Consider the following 20026-nt stretch of genomic DNA (forward strand, 5'->3'; position numbering starts at 1 on the left):
TATGCTTTTATGGCAATAAATATTTATTTCACTGATATTAATCCTAATTAATATCAGTGAACATAAAAAAGAGGCACATATTGCGCCCCTTTCATTTTAAATATCAATTAACCTAGCTTTTTTTGGTCGGTCTTTGCCAGCCGGCTATATTTCTTTGTTTACCTCTAGCAACCGCTAATTCACTGGCTGCTACATCTTTGGCAATAACAGAGCCTGCACCTATGGTGGCATTAGCACCGATAGTAACCGGGGCCACTAACGAACTATTTGAACCGACGAAAGCACCGTCATCTATAATAGTTTTAAACTTATTAACGCCATCATAGTTACAAGTGATGGTTCCAGCGCCAATATTTACATTCTGACCAATAATCGTATCGCCCAGATACGTTAAGTGTCCCGCTTTACTACCAGCTCCTAAAGTTGTTTTTTTCATTTCAACAAAATTACCAACATGAGAGTCTTTATTCATTACAGAGCCGGGGCGTAGTCGAGCAAATGGGCCGACAGAACAGTCTTTACCAACAACGGCGTCTTCGATAATACTATTTGCTTTAACTATGCTATTTTCGCCGATTGTACAATTTTTTAAAATACAATTGGCTCCTATTTGCACACCACTCGCTAAGGAAACATCACCTTCGAAAATACAATTGATGTCGATATGCACTTCTTCTCCAATGACTACGTTTCCACGAATATCGATGCGGTTAGGATCACGTAGGCTTGCCCCTGCTATCATTAACGCTTCGGCTTCACGTAGTTGGAAAGCTCGTTCTAATGAAGCAAGTTGCACTCGATTATTGGCACCTTCAACTTCAATCTCGGTATCGGGATGCGCAGTAGCAATAGTTTTACCTTCATGATGACATGCGGCAATAATATCAGTTAAGTAATATTCACCTTGGGCATTGTCACTTGACAAATTTGCTAACCAACGTTTTAAATCTCCACCATTTGCTAATAAAATGCCGGTATTAGCTTCAGTAATTAATAACTGTTCGGCCGAAGCATCTTTTTGCTCTATGATGCCAACCACTGCATTATCTTTACGCATTATACGACCGTAGCCAGTAGGATCAGCTAAATTTACCGTTAGTAATCCCATACCATGGTCTGGTTTAACCGCTAATAATTTTTCTAATGTACTAACTTTGGTCAGTGGTACATCACCATAAAGCACTAAAACATTTTCATTATCTTTAATGAAAGGTGATGCCATATCTACGGCATGTCCGGTACCTAGTTGTTCTTTTTGTTCAATAAAGGTTAAATCATCATTTGCACTACTCTTCGCTATTGTCGCTTTTAATACTTCACCACCAAAGCCATAGACAATATAGATATTATCGGCGTTTAATTGGCGTGCAGCATTAATGACATGGCTAACCATAGGTTTGTCAGCAATTGCGTGAAGTACTTTAGGGAGTGATGAACGCATGCGAGTACCTTTACCCGCGGCAAGAATGACAACTGAAAGAGACATAGTATATCCGTTATTTATGTTTTTGATGGTAATAACAAATATTGTAACCTTGTTTTAACAGATAAACTATAGCCATGTAGCGCTATAAGTATCTGATATATTTTTACATCATCAAGATTAATCGCTTAACAAAGTTCAGTAAATTTAACCGAGTGACTTTGTGGTAAGACTTAATTAGCCAGTATATTAAAGACAAAAAAAAGCGATATATACCTTAAGTAAATATCGCTTTTCTGTCACTAAAACTTAGTGTTTTGTCTGTAAAGTTAGACTTTTTTATTAGACGCTTGTATTACGCGTAATTGCGCAGTTACTCGCGCTAATTCAGCCGCAACTTCAGCAAAACCAACATCTCCGCCATGGGCGTTCATGTGTTTTTCTGCACGTTGCTTAGCTTCTAATACTTCTTTTTCATCCAAATCGTCTGCACGTATCGCTATATCAGCTAATACGGTTACGTTATTTGGTTGAACTTCTAACATGCCGCCAGAAAGATATATAACATCTACTGAGCCACCATATTTAACAATACGAGCCATACCAGGTTTTAGCGAGGTCAATAAAGGTGCGTGACCAGGCATAATACCTAGTTCACCTTCTGAACCTGTGATCTGTAATGATTCAATACGTCCAGAGAATAGATTCTCTTCTGCACTTACTACATTTAGATTTACCGTCATTGCTGACATTTTGACCTCCTAAAGTAGGCGGTTAGATCGTTAATAAGTCGATGACTTACGTTAACCTAACACGCCCAAGCAAATTACATGTTTTTAGCTTTTTCAACTGCTTCTTCGATAGAACCAACCATATAAAAAGCTTGCTCAGGTAAATCATCGTATTCACCTGCAAGTAAGCCTTTAAAACCACTGATAGTGTTTTTAAGTGACACATACTTACCAGGAGAACCGGTGAATACTTCAGCAACAAAGAACGGTTGAGATAAAAAGCGTTGAATCTTACGTGCACGATTCACAGCTAATTTGTCTTCTTCAGATAATTCATCCATACCTAAGATGGCGATAATATCTTTAAGTTCTTTGTAACGTTGTAATGTTGATTGAACACCACGGGCAGTTTCGTAATGCTCAGCGCCAACAACTAATGGATCAAGTTGACGAGAAGTAGAATCTAGTGGGTCAATTGCAGGGTAAATACCTTGCGAAGCGATATCACGACTCAATACAACCGTTGCATCTAAGTGAGCAAAAGTAGTAGCTGGAGAGGGATCAGTCAAATCATCTGCTGGTACGTATACCGCTTGGATTGAAGTGATTGAACCTTTCTTAGTTGAAGTAATACGCTCTTGAAGTACACCCATTTCTTCAGCAAGTGTTGGTTGATAACCAACCGCTGATGGCATACGACCAAGAAGTGCAGATACTTCAGTACCGGCTAATGTATAACGGTAAATGTTATCAACAAAGAATAATACGTCACGACCTTCGTCACGGAATTTCTCTGCCATTGTTAAACCTGTAAAGGCAACACGTAAACGGTTTCCTGGAGGCTCGTTCATTTGACCGTAAACAAGTGATACTTTATCAAGTACATTTGAATCGTTCATTTCATGATAGAAATCGTTACCTTCACGAGTACGCTCACCTACACCAGCAAATACTGAGTAGCCGCTATGCTCAATCGCGATGTTACGAATAAGTTCCATCATGTTAACGGTTTTACCAACACCAGCACCACCGAACAAACCAACTTTACCACCCTTAGCGAATGGACAAACTAAATCGATTACTTTGATACCAGTTTCAAGTAGCTCATTTGACATCGCTTGGTCAGCATATGCTGGCGCTTGGCGGTGAATTGACCACTTTTCTTCTTCGCCGATTGGGCCAGCTTCATCGATAGGCTCACCCAATACGTTCATGATGCGACCCAAAGTTGCAGTACCTACTGGAACTTGGATGTTCTCACCTGTGTTTTCTACATTCAGACCACGACGTAAACCGTCAGATGAACCCATGGCGATAGTACGAACTACGCCACCACCAAGTTGCTGTTGTACTTCAAGTACTAAGCCACTAAGGTTACCTTCAGTTATTTTTAACGCGTCATATACCTGAGGTACAGCATTTTGTGGAAATTCTACATCCACAACTGCGCCAATGATTTGGACGACTTTACCTGTACTCATGTTTAATCCTCTAATCTTGTGCTCTTATTTACTAATAAAATAAACAAAGAACTTTTGTTTATACCGCTGCTGCACCAGCACAGATTTCACCCAATTCTTGAGTAATACTTGCTTGACGCGCTTTGTTATATACCAATTGTAAATCATCAATTAAGTCACCCGCATTATCTGTTGCAGCTTTCATTGCAACCATACGAGCAGCTTGTTCACAGGCGAGATTTTCAACCACACCTTGATATACTTGCGATTCCGTATAACGAACGAGCAGTTTTTCAAGTAAAACTTGAGCATCAGGTTCGTATAAATAATCCCAGCTATGCTTAAATGCGTCATCATCTGACTTAGGCAAAGGTAAAAGTTGATCGATTGTTGGTTTTTGCGTCATGGTATTAACAAATTTGTTATATACAATGAACAATCTATCTATTTCACCACTATCATAGGCATTCAACATCACCTTAACACTACCAATTAAATCAGTTAGTGAAGGATTGTCACCTAATCCAGACTTCTGCGACACTATTTTAGCACCGATATTGTTAAAAAATGACGTAGCTTTAGAACCCACTATGGCAAATTCAACATCGGCGCCCGCTGTTTGGTGTGTACCCGCATCAACAAGTACCTTTTTAAATAAATTAATATTTAAACCACCACACAAACCACGGTCTGTTGAGACAACGATATAACCTACACGCTTGACTTCACGTTCAACCATATATGGATGACGAAATTCTAAATTACCAAGTGCGACGCGACCGATCACATCTCGCATATTCTCAGCGTATGGACGAGATGCAGCCATGTTATCTTGCGCTTTGCGCATTTTACTAGCTGCAACCATTTCCATTGCGCTGGTGATCTTCTGTGTATTTTTTACACTTCCAATCTTTGATTTAATCTCTTTACCACCAGCCATGACTATTCTCCAAAAAGGTGAACTAAATTACCAAGTTTGAGTAGCTTTAAAAGCTTCAATTGCTTTCGCTAAACCAGACTCGATATCTTTGTTATAGTCGCCTTTTTCATTGATAGTAGCCATCAACTCAGCGTGATCATTGTTTACGTAAGTGCGTAATGCATCTTCAAAATCAACCACTTTAGCGATTTCAACATCGTTTAAGTAACCTTTTTCTGCAGCAAATAACGATACAGCTGTTTCAGCAATTGACAATGGACTGTATTGCTTTTGCTTCATCAGTTCAGTAACACGTTGTCCATGCTCTAATTGAGCACGAGTCGCGTCATCTAAATCTGAAGCAAATTGAGCAAATGCAGCTAATTCAGCATATTGTGCTAAGGCTAAACGTATACCACCACCTAACTTCTTGATGATTTTAGTTTGCGCAGCACCACCAACACGAGAAACAGAAATACCAGCGTTAACAGCAGGACGAATACCTGAGTTAAATAGGTTAGACTCTAAGAAAATCTGACCATCAGTAATTGATATTACGTTAGTTGGTACGAAAGCAGATACATCACCCGCTTGCGTTTCAATGATAGGTAAAGCCGTTAATGAACCCGTTTTACCTTTAACTGCACCGTTGGTAAACTTTTCTACGTATGCTTCGTTTACACGAGCAGCACGTTCAAGTAAACGACTGTGAAGATAGAAAACGTCACCTGGGTAAGCTTCACGACCTGGTGGACGACGTAAAAGTAATGAAATTTGACGGTAAGCAACTGCTTGCTTAGACAAATCATCATATACGATTAATGCATCTTCACCACGATCTCGGAAGTATTCACCCATAGTACAGCCAGAATATGCTGACAAGTACTGTAGTGCGGCAGCTTCAGAAGCACCAGCAACAACAACGATAGTATTATCTAACGCGCCGTGCTCTTCTAAAGAACGTACTAAGTTAGCAACTGTAGAAGCCTTTTGGCCTATTGCTACATATACACACTTAATACCAGTATCTTTTTGGTTAATAATGGCATCTAAAGCGATGGCAGACTTACCAATTTGACGGTCACCAATGATAAGTTCACGTTGGCCACGGCCAATTGGAATCATTGAATCAATTGATTTAATACCTGTTTGTACAGGTTGATCAACAGATTTACGTTCGATAACACCTGGTGCTAAAACTTCAACAGGAGAAAAACCATCATTTTCAATAGGTCCTTTACCGTCAATAGGTTCACCCAAAGTGTTAACCACTCGACCTAATAAACCACGACCTACTGGTACTTCTAAAATACGACCAGTACTTTTAACTTTTACGCCTTCAGCTAAGTCAGCGTATGGACCCATAACTACCGCACCGACCGAATCACGGTCAAGGTTTAACGCGATAGCAAAACGGCTACCAGGAAGTTCGATCATTTCACCTTGCATTACATCAGCAAGGCCATGTATACGAATAATACCGTCAGTTACAGAAACGATAGTACCTTCGTTGCGAGCTTCGCTGACAACGTCAAACTGTTCAATACGATTTTTGATCAGTTCGGCGATTTCAGTGGAATTCAGTTGCATGCTCTTTTCCCTTATTCTAGGATTGTAAAATTGTTGCTAAACGGCTCAATTTACCTTGTATAGAGCCATCAATTACCATGTCATCAGCTTTAATAATTAAACCTGAAATAATAGTCGCATCGACAATACAATTAAGCTTTACTTTTCGAGCCAAACGCTTTACAAGCGCGGCGCTAAGTGTTGTTTTTTGCTCTGCTGTAATTTCTACAGCTGAGGTTACATCCACAGTAACTTCTTGCTCAAATTCAGCTTTAAGTGCTAAAAATTGCGTCAAAACATGTGGTAGCACCAACAAGCGTTCGTTTTCTGCCATTATTTTCAAGAAATTTTGGCCTTGACTGTCTATTTGCTCGCCACAAACACTTAAAAAAAGTGCTTGTGCCTGCTCGACTGAAGCACCACCAGAAAGAACCCCTTTAATGGTTTCATCTTTGGCAACTTCAGCAGCAAAGGTCAGCTGTGATAACCAGCTATCAATAGCCTTTGCTTCAACAGCAAAATCGAACGCTGCTTTAGCGTAAGGACGAGCGACAGTTGTCAATTCAGACATAGCTCTATTCCCTCTTAAAGTTCAGCGACGAATTTATCTAAGATGTCACTATGTGTGGCGGCATCAATAGAACGTTCAAGAATCTTCTCGGCACCGGCGACAGCAAGAATAGCAAATTGTTTGCGCAATTCTTCTTTAACACGGTTACGTTCAGTTTCGATTTCTGTGTGACCTGTAGCTAAGATTTTTTCTTTCTCAGCTTGAGCTTTTACTGCAGCTTCTTCAACTATTTGCGTTTCACGTTTTTTCGCTGCTTCGATAATTTCGGCAGCTTGTGACTTAGCTTCTCTAAGTTGAGCAGTAGCTTTTTCTTGAGCAAGCTCAAGATCATTTGCAGCACGGTCTGAAGCAGCAAGTCCATCAGCGATCTTTTTCTGGCGAGCTTCAATAGCATCGTTCAATGGTGGCCATACATATTTCATGCAGAACCAAACAAAAACAACGAATGCTATTAATTCACCAATTAGAGTGGCGTTTAAATTCACAACCGCTCCTCCTTAATAGTAAGCTGTTCAAATAATGAAATTAAAGTACAAACAATAATACCATCGCGATACCAACACCGATCATAGCAACGGCATCGATTAAACCAGCTAAAATAAACATTTTCACTTGTAGTGAAGGAGCTAGTTCTGGTTGACGTGCACACGCTTCCAAGAATTTACCACCCATGTTACCAAAGCCAATTGCAGTACCAATAGCACCAAAACCGATTAGTAAAGCAACTGCGATAAACTTAATCGCTTCAGGCATTGTTAATATTTGTTCCATTTTTTTCTCCAAAGTTTTAATTGTAAAGTTAAAGTTAAAGTTAAAGTTAAAGGTTAAAGGTTAAAAATTAATGATTATCAGAACTCGCCATACTTAAGTAAACGATTGTTAGCATCATAAAGACGAATGCTTGCAATACGATAACTAATATATGGAATACAGCCCAGACAAAGTGCAATGGAAGCTGCATCAAACCAACAGCGCCAATTAAGATGAATATTAATTCACCTGCATATAAGTTACCAAACAAACGTAGTGCTAACGAAAATGGCTTAGCAACAAGAGCAATGGTTTCAAGTAATAAATTACAAGGGATCAAAAATACCATCGCTAACTTGTTTTTGGTGTTGAACGGGTGCAAGGTTAATTCTTTAACAAAACCGCCAAGACCTTTTATTTTTATTGAATAAAAAATCATCAATAAAAACACACCAAGTGCTAGTGCAGCTGTTAAATTAATATCTGTTGTTGGTACAACTTTCATGTAGACATCGTGACTGTCCATGCCGAAAGCAGTTTCACCGACAAAACCAGCAAATGCAGGTAAGAAATCAACTGGAATTAAGTCCATTAAGTTCATTAAAAAGACCCAAACAAATATCGTTAAGGCTAATGGTGCAATTAATGTACTTTTTCCTTGGAACGTTTTATTAACGTTGTCACCGACAAACTCGACAACCATTTCAATAAAACATTGAAATTTATCAGGAACACCTACAGTAGCTCCTTTAGCAGCTTTGCGAAAAGTCCACAAAAACAACATACCTAGGCCAATTGACCATGCTAGTGTATCTATATGCCATGTCCAAAACCCACTGTCACTACATGCTTTATTAAATGCTAAACCAGTATCGGTTGTACACATTTTTGCATTAGTTAAATGGTGTTGGATATGGCTTGATAAGGTGACTTCTTCTGCCATTTTATTATCCCAAAAGTTAAAGTTTATAAATCTTTATCGCCAGTGAATTAACGTTCAGTTAAAAAAACTGGCAGTAGTAATGTTAAAAACACCACCACACAATATGTGCTTAAAAATATTAAGGGTGAAATCACTAAAAATTTAAATACTAGCGCGAATAATAACGCTGTATATAGCATTTTTAATTTTACGCCGGTATAAAAAGATTCCATAACCTTTCTTGAGGCATTTGCACCTGCATACTTAAATGCTTTATAAGCGAAAATAATATTAGGAACTATCACCACTACTCCACCTACAAGTAAAGAGTAAGCGTATAAGAGTCCCCAATTGAAATATGTTATTACCGCGCATATAACGACCAACATTGTCATTATACCGATTTGTCTCGACGCTAATTTTCGACCAGGCGTAGTTAATAAATTTTGATAACCTTTCGCCACTGCGGTCTCCAACGTAATGCTTCGTAGTCATAGTATTTTTTAAAGTTAATACTTTAACTTTAAAAAAGTCGTCGCAAGTATACTTAATTACAGCACTAATGCAACAAAATAGGGCGCTGATTGCCCCAATATGTACAAAATTTAACACTAAATTTAGAAAGCTTTAATCGAAAATGAAAACGTTACCTTTGAATGACATAACTAAAGATAAAATAGTTAAATAAAACTTATTTTTTATCGTGGTTAATGGGTAATAAACAATATTTTTTATTATTACCCGTTAACTACCTTAAATATAATATGCGCGTAATCTAATAAGAGTTGAAGCGAGAAATAATACTATCAAGCTCAGATAGGTCGCTGTAGGAGATAACCAATTTTCCTTTACCTTTTTTGTTATGAGCAATTGTCACCTGTGAACCAAATCTTTCTGATAAATTTTGCTCTAAACTTTTAGTATCTGGGTCTTTTTCTTTTTCTTCAATCACCTTCTCTGGTGCTTGTATCTTTTTAATTAACGCTTCTGTTTCACGAACGGTTAAATCTTTAGCAACAACAGTTCTAGCCGCATTACTTTGTATGTCTTTTTCTAATGCTAGTAACGCACGTGCATGTCCCATTTCGATATCACCGTGTTCTAGCAATGTCTTAACGTCTTCGTTGAGATTATTTAAACGCAGTAGATTAGAAACAGTCGTTCTAGATTTACCCACCGCATTGGCTACTTCTTGGTGCGTTAACTCAAATTCTGTTAATAAACGCTCTAATGCAATAGCTTCTTCCATGGCATTAAGATCTTCACGCTGAATGTTTTCAATTAAGGCAATAGCGATTGCAGCTTCATCGGGTACATTTTTAATTAAACAAGGAACCTTGTCCATTTTAGCTAATTGCGCGGCTCGCCATCGACGCTCGCCAGCAATTATTTCATAATTGTTTTCACTAATATTTCGAACAACAATTGGCTGTATAATTCCTTGAGAAAGAATAGAATTTGATAAATCTTCTAAAGCCTCAGCCGACATATCTTTGCGGGGTTGGTATTTACCCTGTTGTAATTGCTCTATGGGTAAATATTGTAATTCACTGTCTTGATTAGAAGATAAATTACGTTGAGTCGCATCATCAGTTTCTTTATTTGATGTTAATAATGCATCAAGGCCACGACCTAGGCCTCTACGTTTTGCTGGACTCATAATTTTCCTTCGGGTTTATCTAAATAGTTAATCAATTGTTTTTTCAGGTTTTTGTTTTTTTTGTTCTGCTTTACGTAATATTTCACCGGCAAGTGCTAAATACGCTTTTGCACCAGTTGATGACTTATCGTAATACATTACTGGTGAGCCAAAACTGGGTGCTTCAGCTAAACGGACATTACGTGGAATTACGGTTCGGTAAACTTTATCACCAAAATGACGTTTCAATTGTTCTGAGACATCATTAGCTAATCGGTTACGGGGGTCGTACATCGTTCGCAAAATGCCTTCTATGTGTAAGTCAGCATTCACTACCGATGTTAACTGCGAAACTGTGTCCATAAGTGCTGTTAAGCCTTCTAATGCATAGTATTCACATTGCATGGGCACCAACACCGAATCAGCAGCAGTCATGGCGTTCACTGTCAGCATATTCAATGAAGGAGGGCAGTCAATTATAATATAATCATATTGATCGCGAATAGGGGCTAAGGCATTTTTTAGACGATGTTCTCGAGAATACACTTGCATTAATTTGATTTCAGCAGCAGTAACATCAGTGTTGGCGGCAATTAAATCATATAAACCTGACGTTTCTCGACATACCACTTCTTCGAAAGACTTTTGTTCGACAAGTAATTCATAGCATGTTGCGTGTACTTCATACTTATCGATTCCACTGCCCATAGTGGCATTGCCTTGAGGGTCTAAATCAATTAATAATATTTTTCGTTTGGTTGCTGCTAGTGAGGCAGCTAAATTAACAGATGTTGTTGTTTTACCAACCCCACCTTTTTGGTTAGCAACCGCAATGATTTTTCCCACAATGACCTCGAAAGTATTTTATTATATTATTATTTTTTTTAGTTTAATAACATGGCGTTCGCCTTGTAAATTAGGCACGATTATTTCGCTACTGTCTACAAACTTTATATGTTCTGGTAATTGTTCTATTTCTTCGCGGGGAAATTGACCTTTTAGTGCATAAAATCGCCCCGTTTCATCCGCAATCAGATGTTGACACCAATTGACCATATCTTCAAGTGATGCAAATGCTCGACTTAACACACCATCAAAGAGTTCATCAGGTTGATATTTTTCAACCCTGGATAAAACTGGTGTGACATTCTTGAGCTTTAGTTGAAAAACCACTTGTCGTAAGAAAGTGATTCTTTTACCTAAACTGTCCAATAAAACAAAATTTCTTTCAGGGTATAAAATAGCTAGCGGTATACCTGGTAAACCTGGTCCTGTACCTACATCAATAAATGATTGACCTTTTAACTCTTTGCCTACCATTAGGCTATCCATTATATGTTTAACCAGCATATCACTGGTATTACGGACAGATGTTAGGTTATAAGCCTTATTCCATTTATCTAACAATTCAACATATTGAATTAATAAATCTATTTGTGCTTCATCGAGTGTTAATTCGCTTTTATCAATGAGTAATGTTAGTTCAGTTTTAAGTGTCATTTTTTTTTCGCGTTTTAATAATTTTAATTAGGCAATCTTACGTAACAAACCATGCTTTTTAAGATAAACCAATAATAACGATATCGCTGCTGGTGTAATACCGGATATACGTGATGCTTTGCCAATTGTTTCAGGTCGTGAATCACTTAATTTTGCCACAACTTCATTTGATAAACCCGATATTTGGGTAAAATCAAAATCTAGTGGGATCAGCGTATTTTCGTGTCGTTTCTTTTTTGATATTTCATCAAGTTGTCTATCAATATAACCTGCATATTTAATTTGAATTTCAACTTGCTCTGCAGCTTGTTTATTTGTAATTGCCGGTCCTAAACCTTCTATTTTCATTAAATCATCGTAACGAACTTCAGGGCGTCTGATCAGATCTTCTAAACTATTTTCTCGACTGATATCGGCTTTAAGTAGCTCATTGATTTGATCTACGCCAGAGTGATCCTTTTGGATCCAGGTTGTTTTTAAGCGTTGACGCTCTAGTTCAACCATCTCTATTTTTTCGTTAAAGGCTTTCCAGCGAGCTTCATCAACTAAGCCCAGTTTATAACCTTTTTCTGTTAATCTGATATCAGCGTTATCTTCGCGTAACAATAATCGGTATTCAGCACGTGAAGTAAACATACGGTAAGGTTCTTTAGTGCCTAGCGTCGCTAAGTCGTCAACCAATACGCCCATGTAAGCTTCATCGCGGCCTAAAATAAGTTCTTCTTTTCCTTGTACTCGAGCTGCAGCATTCGTCGCCGCTAATAGCCCTTGTGCTCCAGCTTCTTCATAACCAGTCGTACCGTTAATTTGTCCAGCAAAATATAAATTTTCAACAAATTTACTTTCAAGGGTTTGTTTCAAATCGCGAGGATCAAAGTAATCATATTCAATAGCGTAGCCCGGTCGAGTGATATGAGCGTCTTCAAAACCTTTGATTGAACGTACTAATGCCATTTGAACATCGAAAGGCAAACTTGTTGATATACCGTTAGGATATATTTCATGGGTTGTTAACCCTTCAGGTTCAACAAATATTTGATGAGAATCTTTATCTGCAAAGCGAGTTATTTTATCTTCTATTGAAGGACAATATCTTGGTCCAACGCCTTCAATAACGCCAGTGTACATTGGCGATCTATCGAGACCATTTCTAATAATATCATGGGTATTACTGTTGGTATGGGTAATGTAACAAGGTACTTGAGCTGGATGATCATCTCTTGATCCCATAAATGAAAATACCGGTCGAGGATCATCGCCTGGTTGTTGCTCCATTTTAGTAAAATCTAAGCTGCGTGCATCTAAACGAGGTGGGGTACCTGTTTTTAAACGATCCATTCGAAATGGCATATCACGTAGATTTTTTGCTAAATTTACACTTGCAGGATCTCCTGCTCGGCCACCTTGGTAATTATTCAAACCGATATGAATTTGTCCTGCTAAAAATGTGCCAACGGTTAAAACAACGGACTTCGCTTTAAATTTCAATCCCATTTGTGTAGATACACCGACAATTCTATTATTTTCTAGAATAAGATCGTCACAAGGTTGTTGAAAAATAGTAAGATTTTCTTGATTTTCTAAATGACTTCTAACATACGAGCGATATAAAATTCGATCAGCCTGTGCTCGTGTAGCACGAACGGCAGGACCTTTACTGGCATTTAATGTTCTAAATTGAATTGCAGCATGGTCTGTAGCCGTTGCCATTAATCCGCCTAAGGCATCAATTTCTTTAACAAGATGTCCTTTGCCAATTCCGCCAATGGCTGGATTACATGACATTTGACCTAAGGTGTCGATGTTATGCGTTAACAATAATGTTTTACAACCCATACGTGCTGCTGCAAGACATGCTTCAGTTCCGGCATGACCACCACCCACTACGATTACGTCATAAGATTCTTGGTACCACATAAATTTCAGGCCTTGATTAAACGTTAAAAATATTTTTATGAATAATTTGTTATTCAAAAATTAGGGAACGTATTTTAGCGCTTTTTTGCGATGAGGGGAATGATCAAATGACTAAAAAGATCTGAGTGTGATCCTTCTTATAATATATAAGATCTTTAAAGAGATCTTATTACTATTACTTATTAGTAAAGCCATTTTCTGTTGATAAGTCCTTTTTCCTTATAGATAACAGTTCATTAGTACGATCATAACACTGTGATCAAACTTTGATCAAAGGGTTTTAAACCTATGATCAAAATGGCTAGTTATCCACAAGCTAAATAAATTAGAATTCTATACACTGAATAATAATAAGAAATTAATAGCTTTTACCCAGACTTATCCACAGATGGTTGTTGTAGGGGACAGTTTTGTTGATAACTTATGAATAAGATCTTTATAAAAGATCTTTATTATTTTCTAACCAACGTTGAGCAAGATCCTCTGGATCTATTTCTTCACTCATATCTAAGGTTTTGATCACGACTATTTCATTGCAACCCCTTGATAGTAATAACTTTTGAAAATCTTTAGCGGCTTTACAAAAGGTATCATAATTTGAATCACCCAAACCTATGATCATAAATTTAACTGGGGATAGATCTATAGTGCTATTTTTAAGATCTTCAACAAATTTTTGAATGTTGTCAGGAAAGTCTCCAGCACCATGAGTCGATGTACAAATTAGCCAAGTTTGATTATCGGCTATTATTTGTTCAAAATCGGGCTGCAAGTGAAGAGTTGTTTGGTGATTTAGTGCCAATAATGTCTCTTCACAGGCTTCAGCAACATACTCAGATCCACCTAACATACTGCCAACAATGATTTGAAATGAGCTCATTTTGTCCCTTTTTTCTTAAATTTAAAGTGGTATTTAGCGTTATTTTCCGATACAAAAAGACGAAAATATCTCTGTTAATAAGTCGTCATTGGTAAATTCACCGGTTATTTTATTGAGTTCTATCTGACATAAACGTAACTCTTCAGCAAGAATTTCTCCTGCGACATAAGATTCAAGCTGTTCTAAACCAATAATTAAATGATGGTGAGCTTGTTCTAATGCGGCCAAATGTCGTCTCCTTGCCATAAATCCTCCTTCAGTACTGCCCTGATAGCCCATAATACTTTTTAAATGGTCTTTGAGCTCTGCTATGCCATCACCATTTTTTGCCGATAAGGTTACCGTAGGAATATCATTAGTCGCCGATAAACCGGTCGCTATGCCCTTAATATCTGCTTTGTTTTTAATAATGCTTAAACCAATATTTTTGGGAAGTTTGGCAAAAAATTCTGGCCATAATTTCTGTGGATCATCATTATTATCATCACAAGCATCGACCATAAGAAGCACTCTATCTGCTTGATTTATTTCCTGCCAAGCGCGTTCAATACCAATTTGCTCTACTTGATCGTTACTTTCACGTAGGCCGGCCGTATCAATAATATGCAGTGGCATACCATCGATGTGTATCTGCTCTGTAAGGACGTCTCGTGTTGTTCCTGCTATATCTGTGACAATAGCTGCTTCACGTCCGCTTAATGCATTTAACAAGCTTGATTTACCGGCATTAGGTCGTCCAGCGATAACTACGCGCATTCCTTCACGAATTATGCTGCCCTGATGGGCTTGGCTTTGAACCTTTTCTACCTGACCTATGATTTTTTTCAGATCGCCAACAACTTTTTCATCAGCAAGAAAGTCTATTTCTTCTTCAGGAAAATCAATTGCGGCTTCAACATACATTCTTAAATGAATAGTACTTTCGACAAGTTGATTAACAAGCTTAGAAAAATCACCCTGTAGTGAATGTAATGCACAACGAGCCGCTTGCTCTGAACTCGAGTTGATTAAATCAGCGATGGCCTCAGCTTGTGTTAAATCTAATTTGTCATTAATAAATGCCTGCTCACTAAATTCACCGGGTTTTGCCATACGTACTTTAGGTAGTGCTAAAATTTCTTTTAACAGCATATCTAAAATCACGGGTCCACCATGTCCTTGCAATTCAAGGACATCTTCACCAGTAAATGAGTGGGGCGCTTTAAAATATAAGGCAATGCCTTGATCGAGCGTTTGCTGGTTAGCATCGTTAAAGGGTAAATACTCAGCTTTTCTAATTTCAGGTATCTTGCCTAAAATAGCCTGAGCAACACTCTTAACTTCAGGTCCAGATATTCTGATAATACCAACGCCACCTCTACCAGGTGCAGTAGCTTGTGCGGCAATGGTTTCTTTTTGATATAAAATTTCGGTCATAATCATTTCCTAGATAATAGCTTAGCTATTATAAACATTTTTCACTGGAAATAAAAAAGGCGACCTAATAGGCCGCCTTTAATAATTTTACGCTGTAGAAATTAATCTTTAGCTTTGGCTAGTTTAGCTTTTTCAATACCACTGAAAATAATTTTCATTTGAGCAATTGAAATCATGTTACTGACAAACCAGTAAAGTACTAAACCTGATGGGAACCAAGCCATAAATACAGAGAATGCCACTGGCATGTATTGCATTATTTTCTGTTGCATTGGATCTTGTATCGTCATCGGTTGCATTTTTTGCATAACGAACATACTTACACCCATAAATACCGGTAATATAAAGTAAGGGTCCATAGTAGAAAGATCTTCTATCCAGAAAAAGAACGGTGCATGTCGTAGTTCAACACTTTCTAAAAATACCCAATACAATGCTAAGAATATTGGCATTTGAATGATCATTGGTAAACAACCACCGGCTGGGTTCACTTTTTCTTTTTTGTACATTTCCATGGTAGCTTGTGACATTTTCTGACGGTCATCACCAAAGCGTTCTTTTAACTGTGCCATTTTAGGCGCAAGTTCACGCATCTTAGCCATTGAGGTGTATTGTGCTTTTGTTAATGGATACATAGCACCCTTAACGACTAAGGTAATTACAATAATCGCAATACCCCAGTTAGTAACTAAAGACTGAATTTGAAGTAATAACCAAAATAGTGGCTTACTGATCATGAATAAAAAGCCGTAATCTATAGTCAACCCTAAGTTTGGCGCTATCTCATCAAGCTTATATTGATCCTTAGGACCAACATAAAAAATAGCTGAGGTTGTCGCTTGGCTATTTGGCTGAATAGTCACAGATGGTGACTTAAACCCAATAACAGCTTCATTGTTAGCAGAATAACTTGAATAAATATTGTTATCGGCAGTTAGACTCGGTACCCATGCGGAAACAAAATAATGTTCAAGCATTGCAACCCATCCACCAGCAGTAGCTACATTTAATCTTTTTTCTTCAATGTCACCAAAATCGTATTTTTCATAGCGATCTTCAGTTGTCGAATAGGCTGCACCACGATAAGTAGGCATTAATGAACTGCCACTTTCTACTAATGTAGACTGTTTTAGTTGTCCGTACATTTGAACGGTAGCAGCGGTAGTTGCTGTGTTGTTTATAATATATTCAACATTTACGCTGTAGTCTGATTTTGTAAATGTAAAACGCTTTATTACGTTTAAGCCATTTTCAGCAGTATATTGTAAATCAACGATTAATGGATCATCGCCTTCTAACTGGTAGTTTTTGCTACTCGTTTGGTAAATAGGACGTCCGGACACTTTATCTATGCCTTGCGCGCCTATTAAACCACTTTGTGCGATGTATTTACGACTACCGTTTTGCAAAACGGTAAAAGGAATATCGTTTCCTTGTTCGGTATTAAATTTGACTAATTTCGCATCAATGATATCACCACCGCTAGTCGCAATTTTTACTATTAACACGTCAGTATTAATTGTAATGACTTGTTCTTTTGCTTTAGTAGGCGCTGACATTGGCATTGCTGAGCTTGATGATTCAGGAACAAAATCTCCATTGCCGGTAGCAATTTGATCAGATGTTTGAGTCATTGTTGTTTGAGCTACTACGGGTGCATTATCTTTTTGGTATTCAGTGAATAGCAAATAAGTAACAACCATAAGCGCAATAAAAAGAAAACTGCGTTGAGATTCCATAATTTATTATTTCTCTTCTTTTGATGGTGGCACGGGATCTAATCCACCCGCGTTTAATGGGTGGCATTTTAGTATACGTTTGGCTGCTAACCAACAACCTTTTATCACACCGAAGCGATTTATCGCTTCAACAGCATAAAAAGAGCAAGTTGGATGGAATCGGCAGTTATTACCCAGTAGTGGACTAAGCCAGCGCTGGTAAGCTTTTACAAGAGCTATGGCTAGCTGTTGTGCCGCTGAATTATCTTTCGCCATATTTTTTCTAATTGTTTTCTTATTTCGGCATTTTCTAACTGATCAGTACCAGACTTTACCATTACAACCATATCGATGTTAGGTAAGTCGTGCTGATTGAGTCGAAAGCTTTCTCTGATTTGACGTTTAATACGATTTCGCTGAACAGCTAATTTAACGCGTTTTTTAGCAATAGCTAAGCCTAAACGATTACGTTCATCAATATTTGGACTAACAAGAATGGTTATGTGGCTAGAGCCGAAACGAAGAGGTTTAGAAAATACAGATTGAAAGTGACCGGGAGTCAACAAGCGTGACTCCCGATTAAATTCATAATTAACCATGATGGTTAAAATATCTCTTAATTAAAGATTAAAGAAGAGATTATGCGCTAAGGCTTTTACGGCCTTTCGCACGACGACGTGAAATTACTGCACGACCGTTTTTTGTAGCCATACGTGCACGGAAACCGTGGTTGCGTTTACGCTTTAATACACTAGGTTGAAATGTTCTTTTCATTACGCTCATCCGTCTGTTGTTGTTGCCCTGGCAAACAGCCGTATTGAGCACACTGGTTCTAAAAAAAGAGGCCGAATTTTATAGTTTGTAGCAGGTGTTGTCAATGCTTATAGTAATCTATTTTAAAAAGATCCTAATAGATCTTTAGGTTATTTATTTATATCCACAGTTTTATAACATTTGATCAAATAATTTCCATAATAATATAAGCAATTGCCACTAATAGCTAAATAATATGTAAACGATATTTTAGCAGTAAATTAGTCTAAGAAGACCGTTTTAATTGCTTATGTGTGGTTTTTTTTATTTATTTTCTCTAAAAGGGCAACTATTTAAAAGTCAATATTGATGTTGTGGATAACTATGGTGATAATAGACACATTACAAAATACCATATTTACCGACTTTTGTTTTATTTGTCATATTAGCTAAAAGATGATTTAACAAAAGATAGCGTAATTTCAGGAGCATTTGGTTGGATCATTCACTTTGGCAGCGATGCCTTTCAGTTCTACAAGAAGAATTGCCTGCACAGCAATTTAGTATGTGGATACGTCCATTACAGTGTGTTGTTGCCGATAATATCATGACTTTATATGCGCCTAATCGTTTTGTGCTTGATTGGGTTCGAGATAAGTATGTAAGTCGTATAAATGAATTGGTCACTTTGCAAGAAAGTACAAATCCTCCTTTACTCAGGTTTGATGTTGGCAGTATTCCAAACCAAAGTAGCTCTCAGAATATTATTAATACTATTCCTCAACTTGTTACCTCGAATAAAAAACGAGAAGAGCCACAAAGTAATTTACCTAAAACGACCAATGTTAGAGTTAAATATACCTTTGACAATTTCGTTGAAGGTAAGTCTAACCAGTTAGCACGTGCTGCCGCTTCTCAAGTTGCTGATAATCCTGGTTCTGCTTATAACCCTTTATTTATTTATGGTGGTACAGGGTTAGGTAAAACCCATTTATTACACGCTGTTGGTAATGGTATTTTACTGAATAAACCCAATGCAAAGATCGCCTATATGCACTCTGAACGTTTTGTTCAAGATATGGTGCGTGCGTTACAAAATAATGCGATGGAAAAATTTAAGCATTACTACCGTAGTGTCGATGCATTACTGATAGATGATATTCAATTCTTTGCCGGTAAAGATCGTACCCAAGAAGAATTTTTTCACACTTTTAATGCCTTGCTTGAAGGCAATCAACAAATTATTTTAACCAGCGACCGTTATCCTAAAGAAGTCGATGTTGAAGACAGACTGAAATCTCGCTTTGGTTGGGGATTAACGATAGCAATAGAACCACCCGAACTAGAAACACGTGTCGCCATTCTTAAGCGTAAAGCACAAGAAAGTCATATTAATTTGGCTGATGAAGTTGCGTTTTTTATAGCTAAACGTTTACGTTCTAATGTTCGTGAGTTAGAAGGGGCATTGAATCGCGTTATTGCTAATGCTAATTTTACCGGCCGGCCAATTACTATTGATTTTGTCCGCGAAGCATTACGAGATTTGCTTGCCTTACAAGACAAGTTAGTTACTATCGATAATATCCAACGAACTGTTGCAGAATATTATAAAATTAAAGTGGCCGATCTACTTTCAAAACGTAGAAATAGATCTGTTGCTAGACCTAGACAAATTGCAATGGCATTATCTAAAGAGTTAACTAATCATAGTTTACCTGAGATAGGTGATGCCTACGGTGGGCGAGATCATACGACTGTTCTCCATGCATGTCGAAAAGTTAAAGCGTTACGCGAAGAGTCGCATGACATTAAGGAAGATTATTCTAATTTAACTAGAACACTTTCGTCATAGCTTTCG

The 20026-nt window shown here is 37.7% G+C and carries 21 protein-coding genes; 1 reads left to right on the plus strand and 20 read right to left on the minus strand.

All coding sequences use genetic code 11. The annotated features are described in order from the left end of the window. Nucleotides 1–112 precede the first annotated feature (112 nt). The 20 genes from glmU to rpmH form a co-directional block, all read right to left on the minus strand. A complete protein-coding gene (glmU, locus tag H4J69_RS13080) occupies nt 113–1486 on the minus strand; it encodes a bifunctional UDP-N-acetylglucosamine diphosphorylase/glucosamine-1-phosphate N-acetyltransferase GlmU (RefSeq protein WP_182217846.1) in 1374 nt (457 codons plus the stop codon). A gap of 266 nt (nt 1487–1752) precedes the next feature. Continuing rightward, nucleotides 1753–2175 (minus strand): F0F1 ATP synthase subunit epsilon, encoded by a 423-nt coding sequence (locus H4J69_RS13085; RefSeq protein WP_070375313.1) that lies wholly within the window; start codon nt 2173–2175, stop codon nt 1753–1755. Nucleotides 2176–2249: 74 nt separating this feature from the next. Next, nucleotides 2250–3635, minus strand: coding sequence for a F0F1 ATP synthase subunit beta (gene atpD / locus H4J69_RS13090; protein WP_070375312.1), 1386 nt, complete (start codon nt 3633–3635; stop codon nt 2250–2252). Between the two features lie 58 nt (nt 3636–3693). Next, nucleotides 3694–4554 (minus strand): F0F1 ATP synthase subunit gamma, encoded by an 861-nt coding sequence (gene atpG, locus H4J69_RS13095; protein WP_070375311.1) that lies wholly within the window; start codon nt 4552–4554, stop codon nt 3694–3696. Nucleotides 4555–4581: 27 nt separating this feature from the next. Further along, nucleotides 4582–6123, minus strand: coding sequence for a F0F1 ATP synthase subunit alpha (gene atpA, locus H4J69_RS13100; RefSeq protein WP_070375310.1), 1542 nt, complete (start codon nt 6121–6123; stop codon nt 4582–4584). A gap of 16 nt (nt 6124–6139) precedes the next feature. Next, the gene (atpH, locus tag H4J69_RS13105) at nt 6140–6673 is read right to left on the minus strand and encodes a F0F1 ATP synthase subunit delta (protein WP_070375309.1); all 534 of its coding nucleotides are present in this window, start codon (nt 6671–6673) and stop codon (nt 6140–6142) included. A 14-nt stretch (nt 6674–6687) separates the two neighbouring features. Then, nucleotides 6688–7158, minus strand: a complete 471-nt coding sequence (atpF, locus tag H4J69_RS13110; protein ID WP_070375308.1) for a F0F1 ATP synthase subunit B — start codon at nt 7156–7158, stop codon at nt 6688–6690. Between the two features lie 40 nt (nt 7159–7198). After that, the gene (gene atpE, locus H4J69_RS13115; protein WP_086745850.1) at nt 7199–7426 is read right to left on the minus strand and encodes a F0F1 ATP synthase subunit C; all 228 of its coding nucleotides are present in this window, start codon (nt 7424–7426) and stop codon (nt 7199–7201) included. A gap of 85 nt (nt 7427–7511) precedes the next feature. Next, nucleotides 7512–8366 (minus strand): F0F1 ATP synthase subunit A, encoded by an 855-nt coding sequence (gene atpB, locus H4J69_RS13120; protein ID WP_182175911.1) that lies wholly within the window; start codon nt 8364–8366, stop codon nt 7512–7514. Nucleotides 8367–8413: 47 nt separating this feature from the next. Continuing rightward, complete coding sequence (locus H4J69_RS13125) at nt 8414–8809, minus strand: ATP synthase subunit I (RefSeq protein ID WP_182217504.1); 396 nt, start codon at nt 8807–8809, stop codon at nt 8414–8416. A gap of 311 nt (nt 8810–9120) precedes the next feature. Next, complete coding sequence (locus H4J69_RS13130) at nt 9121–10005, minus strand: ParB/RepB/Spo0J family partition protein (RefSeq protein WP_182217502.1); 885 nt, start codon at nt 10003–10005, stop codon at nt 9121–9123. Between the two features lie 27 nt (nt 10006–10032). Beyond that, nucleotides 10033–10830, minus strand: coding sequence for a ParA family protein (locus tag H4J69_RS13135; RefSeq protein ID WP_070375304.1), 798 nt, complete (start codon nt 10828–10830; stop codon nt 10033–10035). 21 nt (nt 10831–10851) lie between these two features. Continuing rightward, nucleotides 10852–11484 carry a 16S rRNA (guanine(527)-N(7))-methyltransferase RsmG gene (rsmG, locus tag H4J69_RS13140; protein ID WP_182222561.1) on the minus strand — a complete coding sequence of 211 codons (633 nt, stop codon included), beginning with the start codon at nt 11482–11484 and terminating at the stop codon, nt 10852–10854. 27 nt (nt 11485–11511) lie between these two features. Continuing rightward, complete coding sequence (gene mnmG, locus H4J69_RS13145) at nt 11512–13401, minus strand: tRNA uridine-5-carboxymethylaminomethyl(34) synthesis enzyme MnmG (protein ID WP_182217500.1); 1890 nt, start codon at nt 13399–13401, stop codon at nt 11512–11514. A 436-nt stretch (nt 13402–13837) separates the two neighbouring features. Continuing rightward, nucleotides 13838–14281: a flavodoxin domain-containing protein gene (locus tag H4J69_RS13150; protein WP_182222562.1), complete on the minus strand. Its 444-nt coding sequence runs from the start codon at nt 14279–14281 to the stop codon at nt 13838–13840. Between the two features lie 39 nt (nt 14282–14320). Beyond that, the gene (gene mnmE / locus H4J69_RS13155; RefSeq protein ID WP_182222563.1) at nt 14321–15697 is read right to left on the minus strand and encodes a tRNA uridine-5-carboxymethylaminomethyl(34) synthesis GTPase MnmE; all 1377 of its coding nucleotides are present in this window, start codon (nt 15695–15697) and stop codon (nt 14321–14323) included. 101 nt (nt 15698–15798) lie between these two features. After that, complete coding sequence (gene yidC / locus H4J69_RS13160; RefSeq protein WP_182245091.1) at nt 15799–17436, minus strand: membrane protein insertase YidC; 1638 nt, start codon at nt 17434–17436, stop codon at nt 15799–15801. A 6-nt stretch (nt 17437–17442) separates the two neighbouring features. Further along, the gene (gene yidD / locus H4J69_RS13165; RefSeq protein WP_070375298.1) at nt 17443–17691 is read right to left on the minus strand and encodes a membrane protein insertion efficiency factor YidD; all 249 of its coding nucleotides are present in this window, start codon (nt 17689–17691) and stop codon (nt 17443–17445) included. Continuing rightward, entirely contained in the window at nt 17658–18014 is a 357-nt protein-coding gene (gene rnpA / locus H4J69_RS13170) for a ribonuclease P protein component (protein WP_070375297.1), read from the minus strand. The genes yidD and rnpA overlap by 34 nt, the downstream gene beginning before the upstream one ends. 40 nt (nt 18015–18054) lie before the next feature. After that, entirely contained in the window at nt 18055–18189 is a 135-nt protein-coding gene (rpmH, locus tag H4J69_RS13175) for a 50S ribosomal protein L34 (protein ID WP_070375296.1), read from the minus strand. 475 nt (nt 18190–18664) lie between these two features. Between rpmH and dnaA the strand changes: the two genes are divergently transcribed. Then, the gene (gene dnaA, locus H4J69_RS13180) at nt 18665–20020 is read left to right on the plus strand and encodes a chromosomal replication initiator protein DnaA (protein ID WP_070375295.1); all 1356 of its coding nucleotides are present in this window, start codon (nt 18665–18667) and stop codon (nt 20018–20020) included. Nucleotides 20021–20026: the final 6 nt, after the last annotated feature.

The sequence above is a fragment of the Colwellia sp. BRX10-9 genome, assembly GCF_014077405.1.
GTDB lineage: Bacteria > Pseudomonadota > Gammaproteobacteria > Enterobacterales > Alteromonadaceae > Colwellia_A.

Excerpts from the sequence above, each read along its gene's own strand:
- glmU (WP_182217846.1), bottom strand. The coding sequence starts at position 1,486 with ATGTCTCTTTCAGTTGTCATTCTTGCCGCGGGTAAAGGTACTCGCATG.
- H4J69_RS13085 (WP_070375313.1), bottom strand. The coding sequence starts at position 2,175 with ATGTCAGCAATGACGGTAAATCTAAATGTAGTAAGTGCAGAAGAGAAT.
- atpD (WP_070375312.1), bottom strand. The coding sequence starts at position 3,635 with ATGAGTACAGGTAAAGTCGTCCAAATCATTGGCGCAGTTGTGGATGTA.
- atpG (WP_070375311.1), bottom strand. The coding sequence starts at position 4,554 with ATGGCTGGTGGTAAAGAGATTAAATCAAAGATTGGAAGTGTAAAAAAT.
- atpA (WP_070375310.1), bottom strand. The coding sequence starts at position 6,123 with ATGCAACTGAATTCCACTGAAATCGCCGAACTGATCAAAAATCGTATT.
- atpH (WP_070375309.1), bottom strand. The coding sequence starts at position 6,673 with ATGTCTGAATTGACAACTGTCGCTCGTCCTTACGCTAAAGCAGCGTTC.
- atpE (WP_086745850.1), bottom strand. The coding sequence starts at position 7,426 with ATGCCTGAAGCGATTAAGTTTATCGCAGTTGCTTTACTAATCGGTTTT.
- atpB (WP_182175911.1), bottom strand. The coding sequence starts at position 8,366 with ATGGCAGAAGAAGTCACCTTATCAAGCCATATCCAACACCATTTAACT.
- H4J69_RS13130 (WP_182217502.1), bottom strand. The coding sequence starts at position 10,005 with ATGAGTCCAGCAAAACGTAGAGGCCTAGGTCGTGGCCTTGATGCATTA.
- rsmG (WP_182222561.1), bottom strand. The coding sequence starts at position 11,484 with ATGACACTTAAAACTGAACTAACATTACTCATTGATAAAAGCGAATTA.
- mnmG (WP_182217500.1), bottom strand. The coding sequence starts at position 13,401 with ATGTGGTACCAAGAATCTTATGACGTAATCGTAGTGGGTGGTGGTCAT.
- H4J69_RS13150 (WP_182222562.1), bottom strand. The coding sequence starts at position 14,281 with ATGAGCTCATTTCAAATCATTGTTGGCAGTATGTTAGGTGGATCTGAG.
- mnmE (WP_182222563.1), bottom strand. The coding sequence starts at position 15,697 with ATGACCGAAATTTTATATCAAAAAGAAACCATTGCCGCACAAGCTACT.
- yidC (WP_182245091.1), bottom strand. The coding sequence starts at position 17,436 with ATGGAATCTCAACGCAGTTTTCTTTTTATTGCGCTTATGGTTGTTACT.
- yidD (WP_070375298.1), bottom strand. The coding sequence starts at position 17,691 with ATGGCGAAAGATAATTCAGCGGCACAACAGCTAGCCATAGCTCTTGTA.
- rnpA (WP_070375297.1), bottom strand. The coding sequence starts at position 18,014 with ATGGTTAATTATGAATTTAATCGGGAGTCACGCTTGTTGACTCCCGGT.
- rpmH (WP_070375296.1), bottom strand. The coding sequence starts at position 18,189 with ATGAAAAGAACATTTCAACCTAGTGTATTAAAGCGTAAACGCAACCAC.